This is a genomic window from Citrobacter sp. wls706 (assembly GCF_005281305.1).
Classification (GTDB): Bacteria; Pseudomonadota; Gammaproteobacteria; order Enterobacterales; family Enterobacteriaceae; genus Citrobacter; species Citrobacter werkmanii.
Window position 1 is genome coordinate 1 of sequence record NZ_SZXG01000038.1, and the last position, 18,721, is coordinate 18,721.

The 18,721-nt window shown below is 54.7% G+C and carries 13 protein-coding genes and 1 pseudogene; 6 read left to right on the forward strand and 8 right to left on the reverse strand.

Annotation, left to right across the window (positions count from 1 at the left end; translation table 11 throughout):
- The 7 genes and pseudogenes from FDW92_RS19230 to thpR form a co-directional block, all read right to left on the reverse strand.
- Positions 1 to 365: pseudogene (locus tag FDW92_RS19230) on the reverse strand (fimbrial protein); the annotation flags it as partial.
- 570 nt (positions 366 to 935) lie between these two features.
- A complete protein-coding gene (gene folK / locus FDW92_RS19235; RefSeq protein ID WP_042312222.1) occupies positions 936 to 1,415 on the reverse strand; it encodes a 2-amino-4-hydroxy-6-hydroxymethyldihydropteridine diphosphokinase in 480 nt (159 codons plus the stop codon).
- On the reverse strand, positions 1,412 to 2,806 hold the full coding sequence (gene pcnB, locus FDW92_RS19240; RefSeq protein WP_208616126.1) for a polynucleotide adenylyltransferase PcnB: 1,395 nt from the start codon (positions 2,804 to 2,806) through the stop codon (positions 1,412 to 1,414). Before pcnB ends, folK begins: the two co-directional genes overlap by 4 nt.
- Positions 2,807 to 2,877: 71 nt before the next feature.
- Positions 2,878 to 3,774, reverse strand: coding sequence for a tRNA glutamyl-Q(34) synthetase GluQRS (gluQRS, locus tag FDW92_RS19245; protein WP_042312217.1), 897 nt, complete (start codon positions 3,772 to 3,774; stop codon positions 2,878 to 2,880).
- Between the two features lie 70 nt (positions 3,775 to 3,844).
- Complete coding sequence (dksA, locus tag FDW92_RS19250; RefSeq protein ID WP_003018625.1) at positions 3,845 to 4,300, reverse strand: RNA polymerase-binding protein DksA; 456 nt, start codon at positions 4,298 to 4,300, stop codon at positions 3,845 to 3,847.
- A 177-nt stretch (positions 4,301 to 4,477) separates the two neighbouring features.
- On the reverse strand, positions 4,478 to 5,182 hold the full coding sequence (gene sfsA, locus FDW92_RS19255) for a DNA/RNA nuclease SfsA (protein WP_042312214.1): 705 nt from the start codon (positions 5,180 to 5,182) through the stop codon (positions 4,478 to 4,480).
- Between the two features lie 15 nt (positions 5,183 to 5,197).
- Positions 5,198 to 5,728 (reverse strand): RNA 2',3'-cyclic phosphodiesterase, encoded by a 531-nt coding sequence (thpR, locus tag FDW92_RS19260; RefSeq protein WP_042312211.1) that lies wholly within the window; start codon positions 5,726 to 5,728, stop codon positions 5,198 to 5,200.
- Positions 5,729 to 5,801: 73 nt separating this feature from the next.
- On the opposite strand from thpR, the gene hrpB reads away from it, so the two are divergent.
- From hrpB to fhuB, 6 genes are all read left to right on the forward strand, one after another.
- Positions 5,802 to 8,231: an ATP-dependent helicase HrpB gene (hrpB, locus tag FDW92_RS19265; RefSeq protein ID WP_042312209.1), complete on the forward strand. Its 2,430-nt coding sequence runs from the start codon at positions 5,802 to 5,804 to the stop codon at positions 8,229 to 8,231.
- Between the two features lie 136 nt (positions 8,232 to 8,367).
- Complete coding sequence (mrcB, locus tag FDW92_RS19270; protein WP_042312207.1) at positions 8,368 to 10,926, forward strand: bifunctional glycosyl transferase/transpeptidase; 2,559 nt, start codon at positions 8,368 to 8,370, stop codon at positions 10,924 to 10,926.
- A 306-nt stretch (positions 10,927 to 11,232) separates the two neighbouring features.
- Complete coding sequence (gene fhuA / locus FDW92_RS19275; RefSeq protein ID WP_042312205.1) at positions 11,233 to 13,407, forward strand: ferrichrome porin FhuA; 2,175 nt, start codon at positions 11,233 to 11,235, stop codon at positions 13,405 to 13,407.
- 97 nt (positions 13,408 to 13,504) lie between these two features.
- Positions 13,505 to 14,302, forward strand: a complete 798-nt coding sequence (fhuC, locus tag FDW92_RS19280; RefSeq protein ID WP_042312203.1) for a Fe3+-hydroxamate ABC transporter ATP-binding protein FhuC — start codon at positions 13,505 to 13,507, stop codon at positions 14,300 to 14,302.
- Positions 14,302 to 15,192 carry a Fe(3+)-hydroxamate ABC transporter substrate-binding protein FhuD gene (gene fhuD, locus FDW92_RS19285; protein ID WP_042312201.1) on the forward strand — a complete coding sequence of 297 codons (891 nt, stop codon included), beginning with the start codon at positions 14,302 to 14,304 and terminating at the stop codon, positions 15,190 to 15,192. The genes fhuC and fhuD overlap by 1 nt, the downstream gene beginning before the upstream one ends.
- Positions 15,189 to 17,171: a Fe(3+)-hydroxamate ABC transporter permease FhuB gene (gene fhuB, locus FDW92_RS19290; RefSeq protein WP_042312198.1), complete on the forward strand. Its 1,983-nt coding sequence runs from the start codon at positions 15,189 to 15,191 to the stop codon at positions 17,169 to 17,171. Before fhuD ends, fhuB begins: the two co-directional genes overlap by 4 nt.
- 113 nt (positions 17,172 to 17,284) lie before the next feature.
- On the opposite strand, the gene hemL is transcribed toward fhuB, so the two are convergent.
- Entirely contained in the window at positions 17,285 to 18,565 is a 1,281-nt protein-coding gene (hemL, locus tag FDW92_RS19295; RefSeq protein WP_042312195.1) for a glutamate-1-semialdehyde 2,1-aminomutase, read from the reverse strand.
- Positions 18,566 to 18,721 lie beyond the last annotated feature (156 nt).

Sequence of the window (18,721 nt, forward strand, 5' to 3'; positions counted from 1 at the left end):
GCCGGGTTGGTGATGGAGTCATCGTTGTTCAGTGTCCCGTTGCTATTGCTGAAGAACGTTGAGGCCATACTCAGGTGCGCTTTGGTGTTTTCGTTGGTTGTGCCACAGTCTACGGTAATATAGAACGGTTCTGGCTGAATACCGACGGCACTGCTCTGTACGCCAGGATCAGCTGCGATGGCTGACGTCTGGGCGGTGTTCAGTTGAACCTGCCCATCCTGGCTGCCGCCGTTAACATGTGGCGTACAGGTGTTGTCGCTCACCAGACCGGCAAAATCTACTTGCCCGCCATCAAGGGCGAATGCGGATGTTGAGAGTAGTACGGCAGAAAAAACGGTCGACAAGGCGATGATTTTTTTCTTCATGAGAATACCCTTATATCAAGTTACGGCAGTTAAATATGGGGTGAACCATATATTAATTCCGGGTTATTAGACCTTAAATATTCAGCTTTTGTAAAATTCATAGCGGATATGATTATTCGTCCATTTATTTTTATTATATATATTATATGATGGTTTTATTTGTGATGTTGAGGGCTTATTGATATATTATTTTATGAGGTTATTAATTTTTATCGCGTCATGCTGTAAATTGATGATTTGAGGGGGTGATAAATTGATGGTGTAAATTAAATAGAAAACAAAATAGAATGTTTGTATAATTGAGTCTTAGTAGAGAGCGAAATATAGAGGAAGTCTTTATCTTGATAATACATAATATTTATGAGTTGACTTAATTTAGATTTTTTAAATTTTGATTTTAAAAAATATAAGTCGGCAATAATTAAATGATAGCGCAAAATGTAAATTAAAAGCATCTAATATTATTTAATATAATTTTAAATCAAATCATTGTAATTCCAACATGTGCCTTAAGTGAGCGGGTATAAATCAATCTGTCCTGTTTATATTCCTGTGTTTGAGCAAAAAGATCTACCAGCGGTCAGGGCGGGGTGACATATAGCTCAGGCATTCAGCCAACGATTGATTGTCATCAGGAAAATGTAAATCAGGAGCGATCTCAAACAGCGGCCATAGCATAAAGCCCCGGTTTTTCATGTCGTAGTGCGGCACGGTCAGGCGCTCGGTGTTAATCACTTCATCGCCAAACAGCATAATGTCGAGATCCAGCGTTCGCGGACCCCAGCGTTCGGCCTTGCGCACACGCCCCTGTTGCAGCTCAATGCGCTGAGTATGGTTAAGCAATTCTTCTGGGGTGAGAGCGGTATCCAGCGCCACGGCGGCGTTCAGGTAATCGGGCTGATCCTGTGGGCCTAATGGCGGTGTGCGGTAAAATGAAGAGACGGCCATAATGCGGCTGTCGGGAATTTCACCGATCGCCTGTATGGCAGCATTCACCTGCTCCAGCGGGGAGGCGAGGTTGCTGCCAATAGCGATATAAACGACAGTCACGCACTTCCCTCGCGGCGTGGCGCGCGTTTACGTGGGCGACGATGACGACGACGTTCAGGCTCTTCATCCAGCTCGTTCAGCATGCCTTTTTGCTCCGGCGGCGCTGAAACCTGGAATTCACCCCACCATTGAGCCAGACGCTGCAGCTCGGCGTTGTTTTCCACTTCTGCACGCAGGGCCAGCAGGTCGTAGGCGGCGCGGAACTTCGGATGTTCCATCAGCTTCCAGGCGCGTTTGCCCTGACGACGGGACATGCGTAACTGCAACTGCCAGATATCACGGGTCAGCGAGGTTAATCGTTTCGGGATTGCCAGCGAGCGACAGGCTTCGTCGAGTACGTCATTCATTGCCAGTGCGAAAGCGTCGTAATAGGCCAGACCGCTTTCTTGCGCAATTTTCTGCGCGGCTTCCAGTAACGGATACCAGAACATGGCAGCGAACAAGAACGCCGGGTTAACGCGCATATCATTGTTAATGCGGTTATCGGTATTCTTCAGCACCTGCGCGATAATGCGCTCCATCGGGCTATCACCGTCTTCGGTGAAGTAGCGCGTAATGGTTGGGAACAGCGGCTGGAACAGGCTGTACTCACGCAGTTTTTTATAGGTTTCATACCCATAGCCCGCCTGTAATAGCTTAAGCGCTTCTTCAAACAGGCGTGCGGGAGGAATGTCGTTCAACAGCGTTGCCAGACGCGGGATCGGCTCCGCGGTTTCCGGGCTGATACGCATGTCGAGCTTGGCGGCAAAGCGCACGGCGCGGAGCATACGTACGGGATCTTCGCGATAGCGCGTTTCCGGATTACCAATCAGGCGAATGATGCCTTCTTCGAGATCCTGCATGCCACCGACGTAATCTCGCACGGTGAAATCGGCCACGCTGTAATACAGGCTGTTGATCGTGAAATCGCGACGCTGGGCATCTTCTTCAATGGAGCCAAAGATGTTATCGCGCAGCAGCATACCGTTTTGCCCGCGCTGTGAGGTTGTGCGATCGGACTCGCTGCCTTCATGATGACCGCGGAACGTTGCCACTTCGATAATTTCCGGGCCAAACATGACATGGGCCAGACGGAAACGGCGACCGACCAGGCGGCAGTTACGAAACAGTTTTCGCACCTGATCCGGCGTTGCGTTAGTGGTGACATCAAAATCTTTTGGCTTTTTGCCCAGCAAAAGATCGCGCACGCCCCCGCCAACCAGCCATGCCTCGTATCCGGCCTTATTGAGCCTGTACATTACCTTCAGGGCATTTTCACTGATATCTTTGCGGGAGATAGAGTGCTGCTCACGCGGGATTACCGTCATATGTGGACGGGCGACGGCAAGCTCGGCCTCGCGCTCCTCGCGGCTTAGCACCTTGCGGCAAAAATTAGCGACTCGGGTAAAAATAGTGCACCTCGGTAGTGTCAAACTTCAATCAGAACAAGTGTTGCTGTGTAAAAATAGCGGCTAATCATAGCTCAGCATGGCGCATTTGAGAATGGCGTATTTACGATCGCTGATTCTGGCACCGTTGTCAGACTCCAGTTTTCCACTGCAAACTGAAGGATCTGATCGACCTGCATCTCCTGCCACGCGATATCCACACGCTGGCCGAGAAAGCGCAGCGCGGCAATAATCACCGGACGTGGATCGCCTTGCGGCAGGGCAGGTGCATGATTTTGTTTGGAAAGTTTAGCGCCTTGTTTGTTAAGCGCCAGCGGCAGATGAATATAGTCTGGCGCCTGCCAGCCAAACTGCTGATACAACGAAATTTGCCGCACCGTCGGTTCTATGAGATCGGCGCCGCGCACAATTTCCGTCACGCCCTGGAAGTGGTCATCTACCACTACCGCGAGGTTATAGGCAAACAGCCCGTCGCGGCGGTGAATAATAAAATCTTCACCAGCAAGTTGCGGGTCAGCCTGAATCACACCGCGTAGCCGGTCAGTAAACTGCATCACGGGGTGGCGTTGTTTAATGCGGACTGCCGCCTGCTCTGGCCCGAGGCACAGCTCACGGCAGCGACCATCGTAAATGCCGCCGACGCTTTGAATACGCGCCCGCGTACAGGTGCAGTAATAGCTCAGATCCTGCTGATGCAGCCAGGCGAGCGCCTCGCGGTAGGCGTCATGGCGCTGGGATTGCCACAAAATGTCGCCATCCCAGTGCAGGCCGTAATGTTCCAGCTGACGCAGAATCGTATCTGCAGCACCGGGAACTTCACGAGGGGGGTCAATATCTTCAATGCGTACTCGCCAGATTCCACGCCGGGCACGAGCCTGCAGGTAACTGCCGAGGGCGGCAATCAGTGAACCGAAGTGCAGTTCGCCGGAAGGGGAGGGGGCGAAGCGGCCAATATAGTGTGAATCGCTCATTTTGCGGACTAACAAATAATAAGGCGGGAGAAACTCCCGCCTGTAGTAAACGTGGTAAAAATGACCGGAATTAACCTGCCATTTGTTTTTCGCGGATTTCTGCCAGCGTTTTGCAGTCGATACACAGATCGGCTGTCGGACGTGCTTCCAGACGGCGAATACCAATTTCTACGCCGCATGATTCGCAGTAGCCGAAATCTTCGTCTTCTACCTTCTTCAGCGTCTTCTCGATCTTTTTGATCAGTTTGCGCTCACGGTCACGGTTACGCAGCTCAAGGCTGAATTCTTCTTCCTGCGCGGCGCGGTCCACCGGATCAGGGAAGTTAGCCGCTTCGTCTTGCATATGAGATACGGTGCGATCGACTTCATCCCTAAGTTGATTACGCCATGCCTCAAGAATACGCCTGAAGTGCGACAGCTGGGCTTCGTTCATATACTCTTCGCCCGGTTTCTCCTGGTACGGCTCCACCCCAGCGATGGCGAGAATACTCAGGGACGATGTTTTACGGTTTTGCCCTTCTTGCATGTTGCTTCTCCTTAACACGCACTATCGATCCCCATGTTCGGGGGAAAAATCAGGTCGCTATAAATAGCAGATGCTTTTCCGGATAGCAATTATCTAAACGTAACACTTGACAACCCTGTGAGGAAAAGCGTATTTGCACACGCGCCCAGAATATTAATTAACCAGATGTTTACACCATTACAAGGTAATGGGCAACGGCTCTTTAAGAGTCATACCATGGGCAGAAAGTTCCGCTTTATAAACCAGAATTTCGACCCCCTTTTGCCGAGCTTCGACCAATAATTGCGCATATTTCGTATCAATATGGCGCGCGGGTGAAAACCGTGTAATGGCTGAATGTAGCACAGCGAAAAATATCACCGCCCGCTTACCTTCAGCCGCTACGCTCATCAATTCCCGAAGATGTTTCTGACCTCGTTCAGTGATGGCATCGGGAAAATAACCCTGATCTTTTTCCGCCAACGTGACTGATTTCACTTCAATATAGCAGTCAGGTCGGGAATCCGCCTGTAACAAAAAGTCTATACGACTCCCTTCGGCACCGTATTTTACTTCACTTTTCAATATGCTATAGCCTGAAACTTCTGAAATTAGCGACTGCTGAATCGCCTCTTTCGCTAATCTGTTCGCCCACAGCGTGTTAACACAAATAAATGCCCCGGATTGCGTTTGCGTTAATTCCCAGGTATGCGGATATTTCCGTTTGGTATTTTCTGATGTCGAATACCAGACGGTATCACCTGGTGTTGCGCATCCGGTCATCGCGCCGGTATTTGGGCAGTGTAACGTTAACGTTGTGCCATCCGGTGTGATCACATCCGCTAAAAAGCGCTTGTAGCGCTGGATGAGCGTAGACGGTTGTAAAGGTGGAGAAAATTGCATCAGCAGTCCCTTTGATTATTCAGTCAGCGTCCAGCGTTGCATCTGTGCGTAACGCGTGCGTCCTCGTGCAAATGAGGAGGAGTAAAGCGCAAATTCCGTGACCGGAAACGACCAGCCAAAGCCCGGTGGGGGGATGGGAACCGCGTGGCCGGCATCGCGCAGCAGCGTGATATGCGGGTGAAACGGTTGTGGGCTTTGGTAGCATCCGCTGCGCGCGGCCTGTGCCCGCAGCATATTCGCCAGTTGTAACAGTCCGCGCGGCGGCTGACGCATCCCCAGCCATACCACTCGCGAACGCAGCCATTGCCCGGCATCATCCAGTTTGAGCGTAAAACCTGGCTGGCGAATGCGTCCGGCTAGCTGCGACAACGCCTGTTGCTTCTCTGCGCTGACATCACCTAAAAAGGCCAACGTCAGATGCAGATTCTCGGCGGCGACGGGACGGCCTGCTTCAGGAGGGAACTGCGTAGCTCGCCAGTGGATTAACTGCTCCCGAACCCCGCCTGGCAATTCAATCGCAAAGAACAGCCTTTTTGGCTCAGACATGATGGATACTCGGTTATGAATTAACGCGATGCTACAATGCAGCGCGAAGAATGTTAACCCTCTGGAGCCATTTGTGACGTCGTTGCCCGTTGCCGCCGTAGTGCCTGAACTGCTTACCGCCCTTGATAACTCGTCGCAGGTGCTGCTGACCGCGCCGACCGGTGCCGGGAAATCGACCTGGTTGCCGTTGCGACTGCTTGAGCATGGTGGCATCAAGGGGCGGATTATTTTGCTGGAGCCGCGTCGTCTGGCGGCACGCAATGTCGCGCAGCGGTTGGCGGAGTTGCTGAACGAAAAGCCCGGTGAGACCGTGGGTTATCGCATGCGCGCACAGAACTGCGTGGGGCCGCAGACCCGGCTGGAAGTGGTGACGGAAGGCGTCCTGACGCGCATGATCCAGCGCGATCCCGAACTGACGGGCGTCGGGTTAGTGATCCTCGACGAATTTCACGAGCGGAGCCTGCAGGCCGACCTGGCGCTGGCGCTGTTGCTGGATGTACAGCAGGGACTGCGTGACGATCTGAAACTGTTGATCATGTCCGCAACGCTCGATAACGGGCGCTTGCAGCAGTTATTGCCTGATGCGCCCATGATTATCTCTGAAGGCCGCACATTTCCGGTCGAGCGACGGTATCAGCCGCTGGCGGCACATCTGCGTTTTGACGAAGCGGTGGCCATAGCCACGGCGGAGCTACTGCGCCATGAAAGCGGGTCGCTGCTGCTGTTTTTACCGGGCGTTGGAGAAATCCAGCGCGTGCAGGAGCAACTGGCAATGCGTGTGGGCCGCGATGTTGTGCTGTGCCCACTGTATGGCGCGCTGACGCTTGCCGAGCAGCGTCAGGCGATTTTGCCCGCGCCGCAAGGTAAGCGCAAAGTGGTGCTGGCCACCAATATTGCCGAAACCAGCTTAACGATTGAAGGTATTCGGCTGGTGGTAGACTGCGCTCAGGAGCGCGTGGCGCGCTATGATGCGCGCACTGGACTGACGCGACTGATTACCCAGCGCATCAGTCAGGCCTCGATGACGCAGCGAGCGGGACGCGCAGGGCGTCTTGAACCCGGAATTTGTCTGCATCTGCTTGCCAAAGAGCAGGCGGAAAGAGCGGCTTCGCAAGGGGAACCGGAGATATTACAGAGCGATCTGTCCGGGCTGCTAATGGAGTTGCTGCAATGGGGATGCACCAACCCTGAGCAACTAAACTGGCTGGATACGCCGCCCGCCATCAACCTGCAGGCGGCAAAACGACTGTTGCAGATGCTGGGCGCGCTTGAGGACGACAGGCTCAGCGCCACAGGGCAGAAAATGGCGGCGTTGGGTAACGACCCGCGATTAGCAGCTATGCTGGTTAGCGCCAACGATGACGATGAAGCGGCAACGGCGGCGAAACTGGCTGCGATTCTGGAAGAGCCGCCGCGCGGCGGCAGTACCGATCTGGCTGTGGCGTTTTCACGAAATCAGCCTGCCTGGCAGCAGCGCAGTCAACAGTTGCTGAAACGGCTTAACGTTCGCAGCGGACAGCCCGACAGCACACAACTCCCCCCGTTGCTGGCGCGGGCGTTTGCTGACCGGATCGCGCGTAGACGCGGGCAGGAAGGGCGTTATCAGTTGGCTAATGGTATGGGCGCAATGCTGGATGCTGATGACGCTTCCGGACGCCATGAATGGCTGATCGCCCCCCTGTTGCTACAGGGCAGCGCTTCGCCGGATGCACGTATTTTGCTGGCTCTGCCACTGGATATTGAGGCGCTAATGCAGGCATGTCCTGAGCTGCTGCAACAGTCCGACACCATCGAATGGGATGAGGCTCAGGGAACGTTAAAGGCATTGCGTCGCTCGCGCATTGGCCAGCTCACGGTAAAAGTCCAGCCGCTGGCTAAACCCTCGGAAGAGGAGTTGCACCAGGCGATGTTGAATGGCATTCGCGATAAAGGGCTAAGTGTGCTCAACTGGACGCCGGAAGCCGAGCAGTTTCGGCTGCGTTTGCAATGTGCGGCGAACTGGCTGCCAGAATACGACTGGCCTGCGGTAGATGAGGATTCTCTGCTGGCGACGCTGGAGACCTGGCTGTTGCCGCACATGAGCGGTGTGCACTCTTTACGCGCGTTAAAAGCATTAAATGTGGGTCAGGCGTTGCGCGGTTTGCTGGACTGGTCAATGCTGCAACGTCTGGATAGTGAACTGCCGGCGCATTACACTGTGCCGACGGGGAGTAGGATTGCCATTCGCTATCATGAAGATAATCCTCCGGCACTGGCGGTGCGGATGCAGGAAATGTTTGGCGAAGCGAAGACCCCAACCATCGCTCAGGGCCGCGTGCCGCTGGTGCTGGAGTTGCTGTCTCCGGCCCAACGACCGCTACAGGTGACCAGCGATCTGAGCGCGTTCTGGCAGGGATCGTACCGCGAGGTGCAAAAAGAGATGAAAGGACGTTATCCGAAACACGTCTGGCCGGACGATCCGGCGAATACCGCGCCAACGCGGCGCACCAAAAAGTATTCGTAATGAAACGGTAGGCCGGATAAGGCTTGTATGCCGCATCCGGCGAAAGAGCGGTAATAATTGAGAGATTTCTTCTTCTGTCGCAGGACGGAAGAACAGAGAATCGGGCCTTTGCGCCTGAATGTTGCGGAGAAAAAGCATGGCGGGGAATGACCGCGAGCCAATTGGACGTAAAGGGAAACCATCGCGTCCGGTAAAACAAAAGGTGAGCCGTCGTCAACTCAGAGATGAAGAGTATGACGACGATTATGATGATGATGATGATGACTATGAGGATGAAGAACCGATGCCGCGTAAGGGTAAGGGCAAAGGGCGTAAGCCTCGTGGTAAGCGCGGCTGGTTCTGGCTGCTGGTAAAACTGTCGATTGTCTTTTTGGTGCTGATCGCCATTTACGGCGTGTATCTGGACCAAAAAATTCGTAGCCGTATTGATGGCAAAGTCTGGCAACTTCCGGCGGCGGTGTATGGCCGCATGGTTAACCTTGAGCCAGAAATGCCCATCGGCAAGAATGAGATGGTGAAGCTGCTGGAGGCCACGCAGTATCGTCAGGTGACGAAGATGACGCGTCCGGGCGAATTCACCGTACAGGCGAAGAGCATTGAGATGATTCGTCGCCCGTTTGACTTCCCGGACAGCAAAGAAGGGCAGGTGCGCGCGCGTCTGACCTTTGACGGCGATCATCTGGACACCATCGAGAATATGGATAACAACCGCCAGTTCGGTTTCTTCCGTCTCGATCCGCGTCTGATCACCATGCTCTCTTCGCCTAACGGCGAGCAGCGCCTGTTTGTCCCGCGTAGCGGCTTCCCGGATCTGCTGGTGGACACGCTGTTAGCGACAGAAGACCGTCACTTCTATGAACACGACGGGATCAGTCTCTATTCCATTGGCCGTGCAGTGCTGGCGAACCTGACGGCAGGTCGTACGGTACAAGGGGCCAGTACGCTGACCCAGCAGTTGGTGAAGAACCTGTTCCTCTCCAGCGAGCGCTCCTACTGGCGTAAAGCCAACGAAGCCTATATGGCGCTGATCATGGACGCGCGTTACAGCAAAGACCGTATTCTTGAGCTGTACATGAACGAAGTCTATCTCGGTCAAAGCGGTGACAATGAGATCCGTGGCTTCCCGCTGGCGAGCCTGTATTACTTCGGACGTCCGGTTGAAGAGTTAAGTCTCGACCAACAGGCCCTGCTGGTTGGGATGGTGAAAGGGGCGTCGATTTATAATCCGTGGCGTAACCCGAAGCTGGCGCTGGAGCGTCGTAACCTGGTGCTGCGTCTGCTGCAACAGCAGCAGATTATCGACCAGGATCTGTATGACATGCTGAGCGCGCGTCCGTTAGGCGTGCAACCGCGCGGCGGGGTGATTTCACCACAGCCAGCGTTTATGCAGATGGTGCGTCAGGAGCTACAGGCGAAGCTGGGCGATAAAGTTAAAGATCTCTCCGGTGTGAAAATTTTCACCACCTTTGATTCCGTGGCGCAGGACGCCGCAGAAAAAGCGGCGGTGGAAGGCATTCCGGTGCTGAAGAAACAACGTAAGTTGAGCGATCTGGAAACGGCGATTGTGGTGGTTGACCGCTTTAGCGGCGAAGTTCGCGCCATGGTCGGCGGGGCAGAGCCTCAGTTTGCGGGCTATAACCGTGCGATGCAGGCGCGTCGTTCAATTGGTTCTCTGGCGAAGCCGGCGACCTATCTGACGGCACTTAGCCAGCCGAAGCTGTACCGCCTGAATACCTGGATTGCCGATGCGCCAATTGCGCTGCGTCAGCCGAACGGCCAGGTGTGGTCACCGCAGAACGATGACCGTCGCTATAGCGAAAGCGGTAAAGTGATGCTGGTGGACGCGTTAACGCGCTCAATGAACGTACCCACGGTAAATCTGGGGATGGCGCTGGGCCTGCCCGCTGTAACCGATACCTGGCTGAAGCTGGGTGCTCCGAAAGATCAGCTTAACCCGGTTCCGGCTATGCTGCTGGGGGCGCTGAACCTGACGCCAATCGAAGTGGCGCAGGCGTTCCAGACTATCGCCAGCGGCGGGAACCGCGCGCCGCTGTCGGCGCTGCGTTCGGTGATTGCCGAAGATGGCACGGTGTTGTACCAGAGCTTCCCGCAGGCTGAGCGTGCCGTTCCGGCGCAGGCGGCGTATATGACGCTGTGGACCATGCAGCAGGTGGTTCAGCGTGGTACGGGCCGCCAGCTTGGCGCGAAGTATCCAGGGTTGCATCTGGCAGGTAAAACCGGTACCACCAACAACAACGTCGATACCTGGTTCGCCGGGATCGACGGCAGCCAGGTGACCATCACCTGGGTGGGCCGCGATAACAACCAGCCAACCAAGCTGTACGGTGCCAGTGGCGCGATGTCGATTTACCAGCGTTACCTGGCCAACCAGACCCCGACACCGCTGGTGCTGACGCCGCCGGAGGATGTGGTGGATATGGGCGTAGACTACGACGGTAACTTCGTTTGCAGCGGCGGGATGCGTACGCTTCCGGTATGGACCACCGATCCGGATTCACTGTGTCAACAAGGTGAGATGATGCAGCAGTCGGGTAATCCGTTCGATCAATCTTCTCAGCAGCCGCAGCAACAGCAGCCTCAACAGCAGCCTCAACAGCAGCAACCGCCGCAGCAAGAGAAGAAGGACGGCGATGGCGTGGCCGGTTGGATTAAAGAGATGTTTGGCGGTAACTAACGCCTGCCTAAAAACCCGCTTCGGCGGGTTTTTCTTTATTCGCGCAAGATACTCACGCTGCTATTCAACTATCCGCCATTGTTTTGCCTGATGGCGCTACGCTTATCAGCCGTACAGTGCAAGGGCGTAACGCCACCTTTCAGCCTAATTTATTAACCCTTTCTTTTCATCTGGTTATTTCTTAACCCCTCAGTTTTAGTAGGGACGTGTATTGCTTGCTATCTCGTCAGAGTTTCGAATATTATGCTGCCGTTATAATAATAATTCTCGTTTACGTTATCATTTACTTTCATCAGAGAAATACCAATGGCGCGTCTTAAAACTGCTCAGCCAAGTTCATCACTGCGTAAAATCGCAGTAGTGGTAGCCACAGCGGTTAGCGGCATGTCTGTCTATGCACAGGCGGCGGTTGACCCGAAAGAAGAAACCATCACCGTAACTGCAGCGCCTGCTCCGCAGGAAAGTGCATGGGGACCTGCAGCAACCATCGCCGCGAAACGCTCTGCCACTGCCACCAAGACTGATACGCCTATCGAAAAGACCCCGCAGTCTGTTTCGGTTGTGACGCGTGAAGAGATGGATATGCATCAGCCAGGGTCGGTAAAAGAGGCTTTAGCCTATACCCCTGGTGCTGCCGTTTCTACGCGTGGCGCTTCCAGCACTTATGATTTCGTTATTATTCGTGGCTTCTATACGCCTGGCCCAACACCAAACAATTACCTTGATGGCGTCAAGCTACAGGGGGATTACTACAGCTCTGCCGTTGTTGATCCTTACATGCTTGAACGCGTCGAGCTTATGCGCGGGCCAACATCTGTCCTTTACGGGAAAAGTAATCCGGGCGGCTTGATCTCCATGGTTAGCAAAAGCCCGACATCAGAGCCGCTAAAAGAAATTCAATTCAAAATGGGTTCGGATAATCTGTTCCAAACCGGTTTTGATTTCAGCGATTCCCTGGATGACGACGGCGTGTACTCATACCGCCTGACAGGGTTGGCTCGTTCTAATGACGAACAACAGGATTTCGCGAAGCAGAAGCGTTATGCCATTGCTCCAGTGTTTAGCTGGAAGCCTGATGACCGAACCAACCTGACTCTGCGAGCAAACATTCAGAATGAACCGTCAACGGGCTATTACGGCTGGTTGCCGAAACAAGGTACGGTCGATCCGTTACCTGATGGTTCCCGTTTGCCAGTGAGCTTTACGGATTATGCGCCGAACAATACCTATTCGCGTTATGAGCGAATGGTTGGTTACAGCTTTGAACACAGTTTTGATGATACCTTCACTGTGCGTCAAAATTTACGTTATAGCCAAATCAAAACCTCTCAACAGAGTGTGTACGGTTTCGGCGCAGTGGGTAATCAGCTGACCCGTCAGATTATCGTCGCCGATGAACGCTATAATGATTTTGGCGTAGATACTCAATTGGAAAGCAAGTTCGCGACGGGAGATGTTGGACACACTCTGCTCACCGGCGTCGACTATTCGCGTCTGCGAAACGATATTGATAACGCCTACGGAAGTGCACCGCCTTTAGATATGAATAATCCGGTGTATGAAGATGTTGATTTCCCTGACGCGAAACCGTTCCAGCTTAACACGCAGCACCAAACTGGCGTGTATGTACAGGACCAACTGGAATGGAATAAATGGGTTGCAACACTGGGAGGCCGCTATGACTGGTCTCAGCAGGCAACCACTATTCGTTCCAGTAATCAGAAAGTTGAGCGTAACGATGAGCAGTTCACCTGGCGCGGCGGGATTAACTATCTCTTCGACAATGGTATTACGCCATACTTTAGCTACAGCGAATCATTCGAGCCGAACCCTTCAAAAGCATGGGCGGCAACACCTGCTGATAACGTTGCTTATGCGCCGTCAAAAGGTAAGCAATATGAAGCTGGCGTGAAATATGTTCCAAAAGATCTGCCCGTTGTTGTTACTGCCGCGGTATATGAGCTAACGAAAACGAATAACCTGACCACCGACCCGCTTAATCCGTTTGCGCAGGTTCCGGCGGGTGAAATACGTTCTCGTGGCGTTGAATTAGAAGCAAAAGCCGCAGTGAATGCGAACATTAACCTGACTGCGTCTTACACGTATACCGATGCGGAATATACAGAAGACACGACGCTTAAAGGTAAAACACCTGTTCAGGTACCAAAAAACATGGCCTCTCTGTGGGGGGATTACACCTTCTACGAAGGCCCGTTATCTGGGTTAACGCTGGGAACTGGTGGCCGTTATGTCGGTTCTAGCTATGGTGATCCTGGAAATACTTTCAAGGTGGGTAGCTCAACCGTGATGGATGCCGTCGTTAAATACGATCTCGCTCGTCTCGGTATGGCAGGTTCCAGCGTTGCAGTTAACGTTACTAATCTGTTTGACCGTGAATACGTTGCCAGCTGCTTTGATACCTATGGCTGCTTCTGGGGCGCAGAACGTCAGGTCGTTGCAACCGCAACCTTCCGTTTCTAATTTCTCTTTGGGCACGCTTTGCGTGCCCGTTTTACCAGTTGGCTGCCTAATTTCTCTTTGGGCACGCTTTGCGTGCCCGTTTTACAAGTTGGCTGCTATGCAGGAAAACAGATCCCATCCCGACACCACTTTTGCGTTGCGTAATGTCTCCTTTCGTGTGCCTGGCCGCACGCTTTTGCATCCCCTCTCGTTAACGTTTCCTGTGGGAAAAGTGACAGGACTTATCGGTCACAACGGTTCCGGAAAATCGACGTTACTGAAAATGCTGGGACGTCATCAGCCGCCGTCAGAAGGCGAAATCCTGCTAGACGACCAGCCGCTGGAGAGCTGGAGCAGTAAAGCGTTTGCCCGCAAGGTTGCTTACCTGCCGCAGCAACTGCCGCAGGCTGAAGGGATGACCGTCCGCGAGCTGGTGGCCATTGGCCGCTACCCGTGGCATGGCGCGCTGGGACGGTTTGGTGTGGCTGACCGGGAGAAAGTAGAAGAAGCCATTTCGTTGGTGGGCTTAAAACCTTTAGCGCATCGTCTGGTCGATAGCCTGTCCGGTGGGGAACGCCAGCGTGCGTGGATCGCCATGCTGGTGGCGCAGGACAGCCGCTGTCTGCTACTTGACGAACCGACCTCCGCGCTGGATATCGCCCATCAGGTTGACGTGCTGGCGCTGGTGCATCGCTTAAGCCAGCAGCGCGGCTTGACGGTGATTGCCGTACTGCACGATATCAATATGGCGGCCCGCTACTGCGATTACTTAGTTGCGCTGCGCGGCGGTGAAATGATTGCGCAAGGAACGCCGGCTGAACTGATGCGCAGTGAAACTCTGGAACAAATTTACGGTATCCCGATGGGCATCTTGCCGCATCCGGCCGGTGCCGCACCCGTGAGTTTTGTCTATTAATGATCGGATTACCTCATATTACCCGTCGGCGGCTGCTGACGGCGATGGCGCTGTCGCCGCTGCTGTGGCGGATGAATACGGCGCACGCGGCGGCGATTGATCCACAGCGTATTGTGGCGCTGGAATGGTTACCGGTAGAGCTGTTGCTGGCGCTGGGTATTACGCCGTATGGCATTGCAGATATCCCTAACTACAAGCTGTGGGTCAATGAGCCTCCATTGCCGGAGTCGGTGATTGACGTCGGGCTACGTACGGAACCCAATCTCGAACTGCTGACCGAAATGAAGCCCTCGTTTCTGGTGTGGTCGGCTGGTTATGGCCCCGCCCCCGAAAAGCTCGCGCGGATTGCCCCCGGGCAGGGATTTAATTTCAGTGATGGCAAAAAGCCGCTGGCCGTTGCGCGAAAATCGCTGCAGGAAATGGCGCAATTGCTGAATCTGTCAGCCTCCGCTGAACGCCATCTGGCCGAGTACGATCGTTTTATCGCCAGCCTGAAACCGCGCTTTATGCAACGTGGCGCGCGCCCCGTGCTCCTGACATCCCTGCTTGATTCGCGGCATATGCTGGTGTTTGGGCCGAACAGCCTGTTTCAGGAGGTGCTGGACGAATATGGGATCCCCAACGGCTGGCAGGGAGAAACCAACTTCTGGGGCAGCACTGCTGTGAGTATTGACCGTCTGGCTGCTTATAAGGATGTTGATGTGCTGTGCTTTGATCACGGCAACGATAAAGAGATGGCTGCGCTGATGTCTACGCCATTATGGCAGGCGATGCCGTTTGTCCGTGACGGACGTTTTCAGCGCGTGCCCGCCGTCTGGTTTTATGGCGCAACGCTGTCCGCGATGCATTTTGCCCGCATTCTGGATAATGCGCTGGGAGGCAAAGCGTGAGTAAACGAATTGCGCTGTTCCCAGCGCTTCTTCTGGCGGTTCTGTTTGTCGCTGCCTGCTGGCTCACCTGGGTTAACTTCTCTGTTTCGCTACCGCGCAGTCAGTGGCAACAGGCCATCTGGTCACCGGATATCGATGCCATTGAGCAGATGGTTTTCCACTACAGCTTGCTGCCGAGGTTGGCAATTTCGCTGTTGGTCGGTGCCGGGCTGGGCCTGGTCGGCGTGTTGTTCCAGCAGGTGCTGCGTAACCCACTGGCAGAACCCACTACGTTAGGTGTCGCAACCGGGGCGCAGTTAGGTATTACGGTCACGACGCTGTGGGCGATTCCGGGGGCGCTGACCGCGCAATTTGCAGCGCTGGCAGGGGCCTGTATCGTTGGGGCGCTGGTGTTTGGCGTCGCCTGGGGCAAACGTCTTTCTCCGGTGACGCTAATCCTTGCCGGTCTGGTGGTCAGCCTGTACTGCGGGGCGATTAACCAGTTGATGGTGCTCTTCCATCACGATCAGCTGCAAAGCATGTTTTTATGGAGCAGTGGCTCGCTGACGCAAACCGACTGGAGTGGCGTTCAGCGTTTGTGGCCGCAACTGCTGGGCGGCGTGATGTTGACGCTGCTGTTATTACGCCCAATGACGCTGATGGGACTGGATGACGGCGTGGCGCGCAACCTTGGGCTGGCGCTATCGCTGGCGCGCCTGGCGGCACTGACGCTGGCGATTGTCATCAGCGCCTTGCTGGTTAACGCAGTCGGAATTATCGGTTTTATCGGTCTGTTTGCGCCGCTGCTGGCAAAAATGCTCGGTGCCCGGCGCTTACTGGCGCGTCTGTTGCTGGCCCCGTTGATTGGCGCGCTGATCCTCTGGCTCTCCGATCAAATCATTCTGTGGCTAACCCGCATCTGGATGGAAGTCTCCACCGGTTCGGTGACGGCGCTGGTTGGCGCGCCGCTGCTGCTGTGGCTGCTGCCGCGCCTTAAAAGCATGAGCGCACCGGATATGAATGCCAGCAACCGCATCGCCGCTGAGCGTCAAAATGTACTGATGTTTGCGCTGGCGGGCGGTGCGATTTTACTGCTGGCGGTTGTCGTGGCGTTGTCGTTCGGACGTGATGCACACGGCTGGACATGGGCCAGCGGCGCGATGCTTGATGAACTGATGCCCTGGCGCTGGCCACGTATTCTGGCGGCGCTGATTGCCGGAGTGATGCTGGCGGTTGCGGGCTGTATTATTCAGCGTCTGACCGGAAATCCAATGGCCAGCCCGGAAGTCCTGGGTATTAGCTCCGGCGCGGCATTTGGCGTAGTGCTCATGCTGTTTCTGGTGCCCGGCAATGCCTTTGGCTGGCTACTCCCCGCCGGGAGCCTCGGAGCGGCGGTCACTCTGCTTATCATCATGGTTGCCGCCGGGCGCGGCGGTTTTTCGCCGCACCGTATGCTGCTGGCAGGGATGGCGCTCAGCACGGCGTTTACAATGCTGCTGATGATGCTGCAGGCCAGCGGCGACCCGCGCATGGCGGGCGTGTTGACCTGGATCTCTGGCTCAACCTATAACGCGACAGGCGAGCAGGTATTGCGTACCGGGATAGTGATGGTTTTCTTGCTGGTGCTGACGCCGCTGTGCCGTCGTTGGTTGACGATTTTACCGCTCGGCGGCGATACGGCGCGGGCGGTCGGTATGGCGTTGACGCCGTCACGCGTGGGATTACTGCTGTTGGCGGCGGGATTAACGGCGACAGCAACCATGACGATTGGGCCGTTGAGCTTTGTCGGGCTGATGGCGCCGCATATTGCTCGCATGATGGGTTTTCGCCGGGCGATGCCGCATATGCTGATTTCGGCGCTGGCGGGAGGCGTGCTGTTGGTCTTTGCCGACTGGTGCGGCAGAATGGTGCTGTTTCCGTATCAGATCCCGGCGGGATTACTGTCGACGTTTATCGGCGCGCCGTACTTTATCTATCTGCTGAGAAAGCAGAGCCGCTGAGGCTGATTCTTTTCATGTAGGCCGGATAAGACGCTCGCGTCGCCATCCGGCAATAAAAAAGCCGGGTGGCGGCTTCGCCTTACCCGGCCTACGTTGTTTCTGTACGTTCTCTTTTACAGTTTCGCAAACACCCGACGCGCGGCGTCGATGGTGTTATTGATATCTTCTTCGCTGTGCGCCACAGACATAAAGCCCGCTTCGAAGGCAGAAGGCGCCAGGTAAACCCCTTCATCCAGCATCATGTGGAAGAAACGCTTAAAGCGTTCAACGTCGCATGCCATCACATCCTGATAGCAGGTCACGGTTTCTGCATCGGTGAAGAAAATCCCGAACATCCCGCCCACATGGTTAACCACCAGCGGAATATTAGCGTCTTTGGCCGCTTCCAGCAGACCTTCCGCCAGACGCGTTGTCAGTTCGTTCAGCGTTTCATGAATACCCGGTTGGGCCACTTCGGTCAGACAAGCAAAGCCCGCCGCCATTGCAATCGGGTTACCGGACAGCGTACCCGCCTGGTAAACCGGACCGGTCGGCGCCAGCGCGTCCATCACATCACGACGGCCACCGAATGCGCCAACGGGCATCCCGCCACCGATGATTTTACCCAGGCAGGTCAGGTCCGGAACAACGCCGTAATAATCCTGCGCACCGGCCAGTGCCACGCGGAAACCGGTCATCACTTCATCGATAATCAACAGCGCGCCAAACTCATCGCACAATGCACGCAGGCCTGGCAGGAATTCTGGCAGCGGCGGGATGCAGTTCATGTTGCCGGCGACCGGCTCAACAATGATACAGGCGATCTCCTGCGGGTACTGTTCAAACGCTGCACGCACTGAAGAGAGATCGTTATAGGTGCAGGTCAGGGTGTGTTTCGCGAAATCAGCTGGAACGCCAGGGGAGTTCGGCTGGCCCAGCGTTAACGCGCCGGAACCGGCTTTGACCAGCAGGCAGTCAGCATGGCCGTGGTAGCAGCCTTCAAATTTGATGATCTTATCGCGACCGGTAAAACCGCGCGCCAGACGGATGGCGCTCATTGTCGCTTCCGTACCGGAGTTCACCATGCGCACCATGTCCATGGTCGGCACGAGTTCAGTGACCAGCTCCGCCATTTTCACTTCCATCTCGGTTGGCGCGCCGAAGCTTAAACCGCGTTCTGCGGCTTCAATCACCGCATTACGGATTGCCGGATGGTTGTGACCCAGTACCATCGGTCCCCAGGAACCGACGTAGTCGACATAGGCTTTACCATCGACATCGTACAGATACGCGCCGTCCGCTTTTTCGATAAACAGCGGAGTACCACCCACGCCAGTAAAGGCGCGAACGGGGGAGTTAACGCCGCCAGGGATAAGTTCGCGTGCTGCGCTGTAGAGATTTTCAGACTTACTCATGGATGGGGTCCTGGTTCGTAGAAAAAGTAAATGCCCGCTATTCTAGTTATTCAGAGAAGGTTATGAAAGTTTTACGCAATTGAAACAATGCGATTTGCAGGGGATTTTCGTGAAATGTGCGAGTAGAATGCCGATTCCGTATTTGTATTACCAATT

Coding starts and splice junctions, on each gene's coding strand:
- gluQRS (WP_042312217.1), bottom strand. CDS start 3,774: ATGAGCGATTCACACTATATTGGCCGCTTCGCCCCCTCCCCTTCCGGC.
- dksA (WP_003018625.1), bottom strand. CDS start 4,300: ATGCAAGAAGGGCAAAACCGTAAAACATCGTCCCTGAGTATTCTCGCC.
- sfsA (WP_042312214.1), bottom strand. CDS start 5,182: ATGCAATTTTCTCCACCTTTACAACCGTCTACGCTCATCCAGCGCTAC.
- thpR (WP_042312211.1), bottom strand. CDS start 5,728: ATGTCTGAGCCAAAAAGGCTGTTCTTTGCGATTGAATTGCCAGGCGGG.
- mrcB (WP_042312207.1), top strand. CDS start 8,368: ATGGCGGGGAATGACCGCGAGCCAATTGGACGTAAAGGGAAACCATCG.
- fhuA (WP_042312205.1), top strand. CDS start 11,233: ATGGCGCGTCTTAAAACTGCTCAGCCAAGTTCATCACTGCGTAAAATC.
- fhuC (WP_042312203.1), top strand. CDS start 13,505: ATGCAGGAAAACAGATCCCATCCCGACACCACTTTTGCGTTGCGTAAT.
- fhuD (WP_042312201.1), top strand. CDS start 14,302: ATGATCGGATTACCTCATATTACCCGTCGGCGGCTGCTGACGGCGATG.
- hemL (WP_042312195.1), bottom strand. CDS start 18,565: ATGAGTAAGTCTGAAAATCTCTACAGCGCAGCACGCGAACTTATCCCT.